This window comes from Actinomadura sp. KC216 (assembly GCF_004348535.1).
In the GTDB taxonomy this organism is placed as follows: Bacteria; Actinomycetota; Actinomycetes; order Streptosporangiales; family Streptosporangiaceae; genus Spirillospora.
This window is the reverse complement of record NZ_SMJX01000078.1, coordinates 23,216-30,105: the sequence shown is the minus strand read 5'-3', so window position 1 is coordinate 30,105 and position 6,890 is coordinate 23,216. Positions and strand designations below refer to the sequence as shown.

The 6,890-nt window shown below is 72.4% G+C and carries 7 protein-coding genes; 4 read left to right on the top strand and 3 right to left on the bottom strand.

Annotation, left to right across the window (positions count from 1 at the left end; all coding sequences use genetic code 11):
* Positions 1 to 775: nitrilase-related carbon-nitrogen hydrolase (locus E1264_RS16180; RefSeq protein ID WP_279490837.1), on the bottom strand; the 775-nt coding region annotated here is incomplete at its 3' end.
* A 32-nt stretch (positions 776 to 807) separates the two neighbouring features.
* Positions 808 to 2,070, bottom strand: a complete 1,263-nt coding sequence (locus tag E1264_RS16175) for an MFS transporter (protein ID WP_347813398.1) — start codon at positions 2,068 to 2,070, stop codon at positions 808 to 810.
* Positions 2,071 to 2,125: 55 nt separating this feature from the next.
* Here E1264_RS16175 and E1264_RS16170 point away from each other — a divergent pair, with 55 nt between their 5' ends.
* Positions 2,126 to 3,094: a DUF5937 family protein gene (locus tag E1264_RS16170; protein ID WP_132174229.1), complete on the top strand. Its 969-nt coding sequence runs from the start codon at positions 2,126 to 2,128 to the stop codon at positions 3,092 to 3,094.
* A gap of 18 nt (positions 3,095 to 3,112) precedes the next feature.
* Here the strand turns inward: E1264_RS16170 and E1264_RS16165 are convergent, their stop codons facing one another.
* Entirely contained in the window at positions 3,113 to 4,174 is a 1,062-nt protein-coding gene (locus E1264_RS16165; RefSeq protein ID WP_207935949.1) for a terpene synthase family protein, read from the bottom strand.
* A gap of 162 nt (positions 4,175 to 4,336) precedes the next feature.
* Here E1264_RS16165 and E1264_RS16160 point away from each other — a divergent pair, with 162 nt between their 5' ends.
* From E1264_RS16160 to E1264_RS16150, 3 genes are read left to right on the top strand one after another with little or no spacing between them, the layout of a single operon-like run.
* Complete coding sequence (locus tag E1264_RS16160) at positions 4,337 to 5,167, top strand: transporter substrate-binding domain-containing protein (RefSeq protein WP_243710963.1); 831 nt, start codon at positions 4,337 to 4,339, stop codon at positions 5,165 to 5,167.
* Positions 5,122 to 5,994, top strand: a complete 873-nt coding sequence (locus tag E1264_RS16155) for an amino acid ABC transporter permease (protein ID WP_243710962.1) — start codon at positions 5,122 to 5,124, stop codon at positions 5,992 to 5,994. Before E1264_RS16160 ends, E1264_RS16155 begins: the two co-directional genes overlap by 46 nt.
* Positions 5,991 to 6,782: an amino acid ABC transporter ATP-binding protein gene (locus tag E1264_RS16150; RefSeq protein ID WP_132174225.1), complete on the top strand. Its 792-nt coding sequence runs from the start codon at positions 5,991 to 5,993 to the stop codon at positions 6,780 to 6,782. Before E1264_RS16155 ends, E1264_RS16150 begins: the two co-directional genes overlap by 4 nt.
* Positions 6,783 to 6,890 lie beyond the last annotated feature (108 nt).

Here is a 6,890-nt window from a genome sequence, read left to right as displayed (position 1 = left end):
GCGCGAGGTCGGCGACGAGGAGGTGCTCGGTGAACTGGGGGGCGCGGGCGAGGAGCGACCCGTCGGGGCCGACGATGACCGAGTCGCCGTCGAAGACCAGCTCGTCCTGGCCGCCGACGAGGTTGACGTAGGCGAGTGCGCAGCCGGCCTCGCGGGCGCGGCGGGCGCACAGGTCGAGGCGGGTGTCGTCCTTGTCGCGCTCGTAGGGGGAGGCGTTGATGGACAGGAGCAGCCCGGCGCCGGCGGCCCCAGCGACGCTGACCGGGCCGCCGTCCTGCCAGAGGTCCTCGCAGATGGCGGTGGCGACGTCGACGCCGTGGACGCGGACGACGGGCAGCCGGTCGCCGCGCACGAAGATCCGGTACTCGTCGAAGACGCCGTAGTTCGGGAGGTGGTGCTTGGCCGAGCGGACCAGCACCTCGCCGCCGTGCAGCCACGCGGCGGCGTCCAGCGGCGCGCCCGGGGGCTGGCCGGGGCGGACGAGCCCGACCGTCCGCCGGTCGAGGTAGCCGACGATGACGGGCAGGTCGCCGAGGCCCTCGTCGGCGAGCCGCCGGGCGAGGCGTTCGAGGGCCGCCTGGGACGCCCCGACGAAGGACGCGCGGAGCGCGAGGTCCTCCACCGGGTAGCCGGTCAGCATCATCTCGGGGAAGGCGACCAGGTGCGCGCCCGCGTCGGCGGCGCGCCGGGCCCATTCCACGACTGTGCCGGCGTTGCCGTCGAGGTCGCCGACGGTCGAGTTCACCTGCGCGAGCGCGATCCTGAGCTGTGCCACCCGTCAAGGATAAGTCCGCCGGGCTAGTTTCGTCACTCTGACGAAAAGGTGGCGTTCAGCACAGCGTCGTGGCGGCGGCGGATCGCGGGCGCGAGCGCGAGCAGCGCGGCCGCGGCGGCGAAGGTCAGGCCCATGCAGGTCAGCCACAGCGTGGGGCCTCCGCCGATGGCGAGCAGTTGCGTCCCGCCGAGCGGCGCCAGGAGGAAGCCTCCGGACCACGCCATTCCGTAGAGGCCGCCGTAGCGGCCGCGCAGGTGGGCCGGGGCGAGGTCGGCGACGACGGCCTGCAGCACGGCCGCCGCGGTGATCTCTCCGAGCGTCCACACCAGGATCGTCGCGGTGTAGGTGGCGAGCGACGAGGCGAGGGAGGTGAGCCCGTACCCGATGCCGACCAGGACGAAGCCCGCCACCATGACCAGGCTGTGGTCCCGCCGGGCGAGCCACGCGTTCACCAGCGGCTGGACGATGATGATCAGCACCCCGTTGGCGGCGATGGCGAGGCCGTAGTCGCGCGGGCCGAGGCCGTCCTCCTTCATCGCCAGCGGCATCGTCGTCATGCCCTGCATGATCACGAAGATGTAGGCGAGGCAGATCAGCGAGTAGCCGACCATCACCCGGTCGCGCAGCACCTCGCCGAACCCCGTGAGCACGCCCGCGCCGCCGTGCTCGCGGGCGCGGGTCTCCGGGATCATCCGCCACACCAGCAGCCCGAACCCGGTGCAGGTCAGCGCGTCGATCCAGAACAGCCACAGGAAGCCCTGCTGCGCGAGCGCCCCGCCGACCACCATCGCGATGGCCCAGCCGAGGTTGATCGCCCAGAACAGCAGCCCGAACGCGCGCGGGCGGTCCCGCGGGGAGATGATGTCGGCGATCATCGCCTGCGCGGCGGGCCGGTGCATGTCCAGCAGCATGCCGACCAGCAGCGCCGCCGCGACGATCGCGAGGATTCCCTGGGCATAGCCGAGCGCGAGGAGGCTCACGCCGCTGCCGACGGTGGCGAGCGTCAGCGTGGCGCGGCGGCCGATCCGGTCGGCGAGCGCGCCGCCCGCGAGCGTCCCGCCGAGCGAGCCCGCGCCGAGGGTCGCCATGACCAGGCCCGCCTCCCCGAGCGACAGCCCGCGGACGGTCGTCAGGTAGAGGCCCAGGAACGGCTGGACCATGGTGCCGAGACGGTTCAGGAGCGTTCCAGTCCAGAGCGCCCAGAACACGCGGGGGAGCCCGCCGACCCGGGGGCCGAAGAAGGCCGCGAGCCTGCCCGATGAAGGGGCGACAGGAGTGTCTTCCAGTGTCGTCACTTTCACGATGGTGGCGGCTCCGCGTCCGGCCCGGTAATCCTTTAGCCTCGACTAAATGATCGAGTTCGTGTTCACGCCGGACGACGTGGCGCGGGTCAGGTTCGCGTTCTCCCCGCTCTGCGAGATGGTCCGCAGCCTGCGGGTGCTCGCCGACCCGTCCGGGCACGCGCTGCACCTGCCCTGGGTGCACGCCGTCCGGCCGCGGCTGCGCGGGCTCGGCATCGAGCCGCTGCGCGAGGTCGTCCCGCCCGCCGGGTACTACCCCGACTTCCTCACCCCGCCGCCGGTCGGCCCGCTGCCCGATCTGGACGCCGAGCTCGACATCGTCCGGGCCACGCCGCCCGAGGCCGTCGCCGCCGAGCTGCTCTTCACCGAAGGCGGCGCCCCGCCCTCGCGGACGCGCCTGCTGATGGCCGCCGACCCGGAGCGCACCCTGCAAACGCTCGTCGACCTGCTCGAACGCTACTGGGCCGTGGCCGTGGAGCCGTTCTGGCCGCGCATCCGGGACCTGCTGGAGGGCGACGTCCTGCGCCGCACGAACGCGCTCGCCGTCGAGGGCGCCGCCGGCGTGTTCGGCGACCTGCACGACGCGGTGTCCTGGCGGTCGGGAACGCTCCACGTCGACCGGCGCTGGAGTTTCCGCGGCGGCCTCGCCGGGCGCGGCCTCATGCTCGTCCCGAGCGTGTTCGTGTGGCCGAACGTGTCGGTGATGGTGCCGCCCTACCAGGCCATGCTCAGCTACCCGCCGAACGGCGTGGCGACCCTCTGGGAGACGGGACCCGCGGCCGGGGACCGCAAGGACGCGCTCGCCGCGCTCATCGGCCGCCGCCGCGCCGAGCTGCTCACCGCCCTCGCGACGCCCGCCTCGACGACGGAGCTGGCGCGGCGGATGGACGTGACGGCCGGGGCGGTCAGCCAGCACCTCGGCGTCCTGCGCGCCTGCGGCCTCGTCACCGGGCACCGGATGGGCCGCCGCGTCCTCTACGTCCGCACCCCGGCCGGCGACGCCCTCGCGCAGAGCTGACCGGCGCCCGGCGAGGCGTCAGTGCGAGAGGGAGCGGTGCAGCGAGCGGATCGCGATCCCCGGCGGCGGGGGCGCCGCGGCGCTCGATGAGGAGCGGAACTCGATGTAGCGCCCCGACTCGGCGAGCCAGTCCATGTGCGCGCGCGGCGTGGCCAGCAGGACCTTGACGACCCGCGCGGCGGCGGAGCGCTGCGCCACGGTGAGCTCCAGCCGGTCGAGCATCTCGGGCAGGGCGCGGGCGGCGCGCCAGGCGTCGCCAATCCGGTCGGCGATCTTCTCGGCGACCATGTCGGCGATCAGCCCGGCGGACCGCACCGGGTCGAGGCCGTGCGCGCGGGCGAGCACGGCGGGCAGGCAGTGGACGTCCCCGCGCGCCGACTCCAGCTCGTGCGACGCCACGTCGTTCGACCAGGCCACGACGTCGGCGACGCTGTGCGCGAGCGTCTTCCACCGCGGCGTCCGCAGCAGCCGCGCCGGGAGCTCGACACCGAGGACCGGCTCGACCAGGTCGTACAGGAACGGCCCGCACGCGCGGCGGCGCAGCGGCGCGTACTGCGCCTCGTCCGGGACGTGCCTGATCCGGCGGTTGACCGACTCCTCGGCGCAGCCGTCGCGGTGCGCCTCCAGCTGCAGCATGAACCGGCGGCGCCATTCGCGGCTCATGGCGCCGGACGTGGCCTGCCACAGCTCCACCAGCGCCGCCTCCAGCGGGCGGGCGCCCGGCCGGGCGTGGCCGCGCCGCATCGCGCGCAGCAGGTCGTCGTACATCGCGTGGACGGCGCTGCCGCTGTCGGCGAGCGGCGGCTGGTCCAGCGTGTCGTCCAGCGCGAGCGTCCAGGTCAGCCAGCGGGCGAACAGCTCGACCGCGGCGAGGTCGGCGGCCGGGAACACGCGGGCGGCGAGCCGCTCGCAGCGGGCCCGGCCGAGCGGCGAGGTGTCCGGATCTCCGAGCACCAGCCCGCGGCCGCGCGCCCAGGTCTCCACCTGCGCGCCCAGCCGCCACGACTCAGGATGCATCGCCGACGGGGTCGCCAGCGCGGGCACCCGGTCGGTCATCGAGAGCAGAAGTGAGATGTCCACGACCCGGCCCACGCTAATGATCACTTCGCCGGACCGGCCTCAGCGCCACGTCAATTTTCGGGAAACGGATATGCGGGGACGGTCATGGGCGGACCCGCCGCACGGCGTGGGATAGTTCGACCGTCGAGCAAAACGCTCCCAATCGCTCCCACAGGAGGAAACGTGTCCAGACGAACAACGCGTTGGGCACTGGGCGCCGGGCTCGCGGCCGCCCTGGCATTGACGGCGACGGCGTGCGGCGGTGAGGAGGGCGCCACCGTGCAGGGTGTGAAGCTCATCGAGAAGGGGGCGCTGACGTCCTGCACGCACCTGCCGTACCCGCCGTTCCAGTTCGAGGACAAGAAGAGCGGCAAGGTCGTCGGCTTCGACGTCGACATCATCGACCTCGTCGCGAAGAAGCTCGGCGTCACCCAGAAAATCGTGGACACGCCGTTCGAGACCATGAAGACGGGCTCGGCCCTGAACGCCGGCAAATGCGACATCCAGATGGGCGGGATGACCATCAAGCCGGACCGCGTGAAGTTCATGGACGTCTCCGCCCCCTATTTCGACGCGACGCAGTCGCTGATGGCGAAGAAGGGCAGCGGGATCACCTCGCTGGACGACGTCAAGGCCAAGAAACTCAAGCTCGGCTCCCAGGCGGGCACCACCGGCGAGGACTTCGTCCGCGGCAAGGGCCTCGACCCGCGCTCGTTCGACAACTCCACCGCCGAGCTGGACGGGCTGCGCACCGGCCAGGTCGACGTGATCGTCCAGGACGACCCGGTCGTCCGGGGCTGGCTGAAGGACCCGGCGAACGCCGCGTACGAGCTCGTCGCGAACCTGAACACGGGCGAGCAGTACGGCATGTGGATGCGCAAGGGCCACAACCCCGAGCTGGTCAAGATGACCAACGAGGTGATCGCGCAGGCGAAGGCGGACGGCACCTACAAACGGATCTACGAGAAGTGGATCGGCCCCATGCCCCCGGCGGCGGGCGGCAGCGGATCGTGACGGCCGAGCCGGCGAAGGCGGCGGCGCCGGGCGGGATGTCCCGGCGCCGCCGCCGGCAGCTCTCGCTCGGCGGCCAGTACGGGCTGGTCATCGTGGTCGTCGTACTGGTGATCGTGCTGGCCGACTGGAGCACGCTGCAGCACAACTTCGCGAACTGGGACATCGCCAAGGGCCTGTTCCCCGAGGTGATCACGGTCGGGCTCCGCAACACGGCCGTCTACACGGCGGTCGGGTTCGGGCTCGGCCTCGGCGGCGGGCTCCTCATCGCGCTGATGCGGCTGTCGTCCGTCCCGCCGTACCGGGCGTTCGCCACCGCCTACATCGAGGTCTTCCGCGGCCTGCCGCTGCTGCTGATCTTCATCTTCGTGGGCGTGGGCGTGCCGCTGGCGTTCCCCGGCACGAACATCCCCGGCGGCGCGGTGGGGCAGGCGGGCCTCTCGCTCGGCCTCGCCGCCGCCGCGTACATGGCCGAGACGATCCGGGCCGGGATCGTCGCGGTCCCGAAGGGGCAGATGGAGGCGGCGCGGTCGCTCGGCATGTCGTATCCGCGCGCGATGTGGTCGATCATCATCCCGCAGGCGTTCCGGATCATCATCCCGCCGCTCACCAACCAGCTGGTGCTGCTCTGCAAGGACTCCTCGCTCGTGCTGTTCCTCGGCATCACGCTGGAGGAGCGGGAGCTCACCAAGTTCGGCCGCGACCTGGCGGGGCAGGTCGGCAACACGACCCCGATCATCGTGGCCGGCATCTGCTATCTGCTCATCACGATCCCGCTGAGCCTGCTGGCCCGGCGGCTGGAGGCACGGCAGGCCAGGGGGCAGCGGTGACGGGTACGGAGAAGGCGCCGGAAGGGCGCGGCGCGATCGAGATCCGCGGGCTGCGCAAGTCGTTCGGGGCGAACGAGGTGCTGCGCGGCATCGACTTCCGCGTCGAGCCGGGCGAGGTCGTCTGCGTGATCGGCCCGTCCGGGTCGGGCAAGTCGACGCTGCTGCGCTGCGTGAACCTGCTGGAGGAGCCGACGGCCGGGACGGTCGAGGTCGCCGGCGTGGACGTCACCGACCCCGACGCCGACATCGACGCCGTCCGCCGCCGGATCGGCATGGTGTTCCAGTCGTTCAACCTGTTCCCGCACCTCACCGCCCTCGGCAACGTCATGATCGCGCAGCGGAAGGTGCTGAAGCGGGACAGGGCGGAGGCCGAGCGGATCGCCAGGGAGAACCTGGAGCGCGTCGGGCTCGCCGACAAGGTCGGCTCCTATCCGGCGCAGCTGTCGGGCGGGCAGCAGCAGCGCGTCGCGATCGCCCGGGCCCTCGCCATGGGGCCCGAGGTGATGCTGTTCGACGAGCCGACGTCCGCCCTGGACCCGGAGCTGGTCGGCGACGTCCTCGGCGTCATGCGCGGGCTGGCGGAGCAGGGGATGACCATGCTCGTCGTCACCCACGAGATGAGCTTCGCGCGCGAGGTCGCCGACCGGGTCGTGTTCATGGACGCCGGCGCGGTCGTCGAGGAGGGCCCGCCCGCGCGGGTGATCGACGACCCGTCCCACGAGCGGACCCGGACGTTCCTGTCCCGCGTCCTCGATCCGGCGGCGGCACGGGTCGGAGAGGCCGAATAAGTCGGATATGTTCCGCTCAGCGGGAACGTTTCGATGGAACCCGCGCGCGTAACGTCGCGGTAACAGCGGCGCGGCATACTTCCACGTAGGACGTAGCGGCAGGCAGTA

Excerpts from the sequence above, each read along its gene's own strand:
- E1264_RS16170 (WP_132174229.1), top strand. The coding sequence starts at position 2,126 with ATGATCGAGTTCGTGTTCACGCCGGACGACGTGGCGCGGGTCAGGTTC.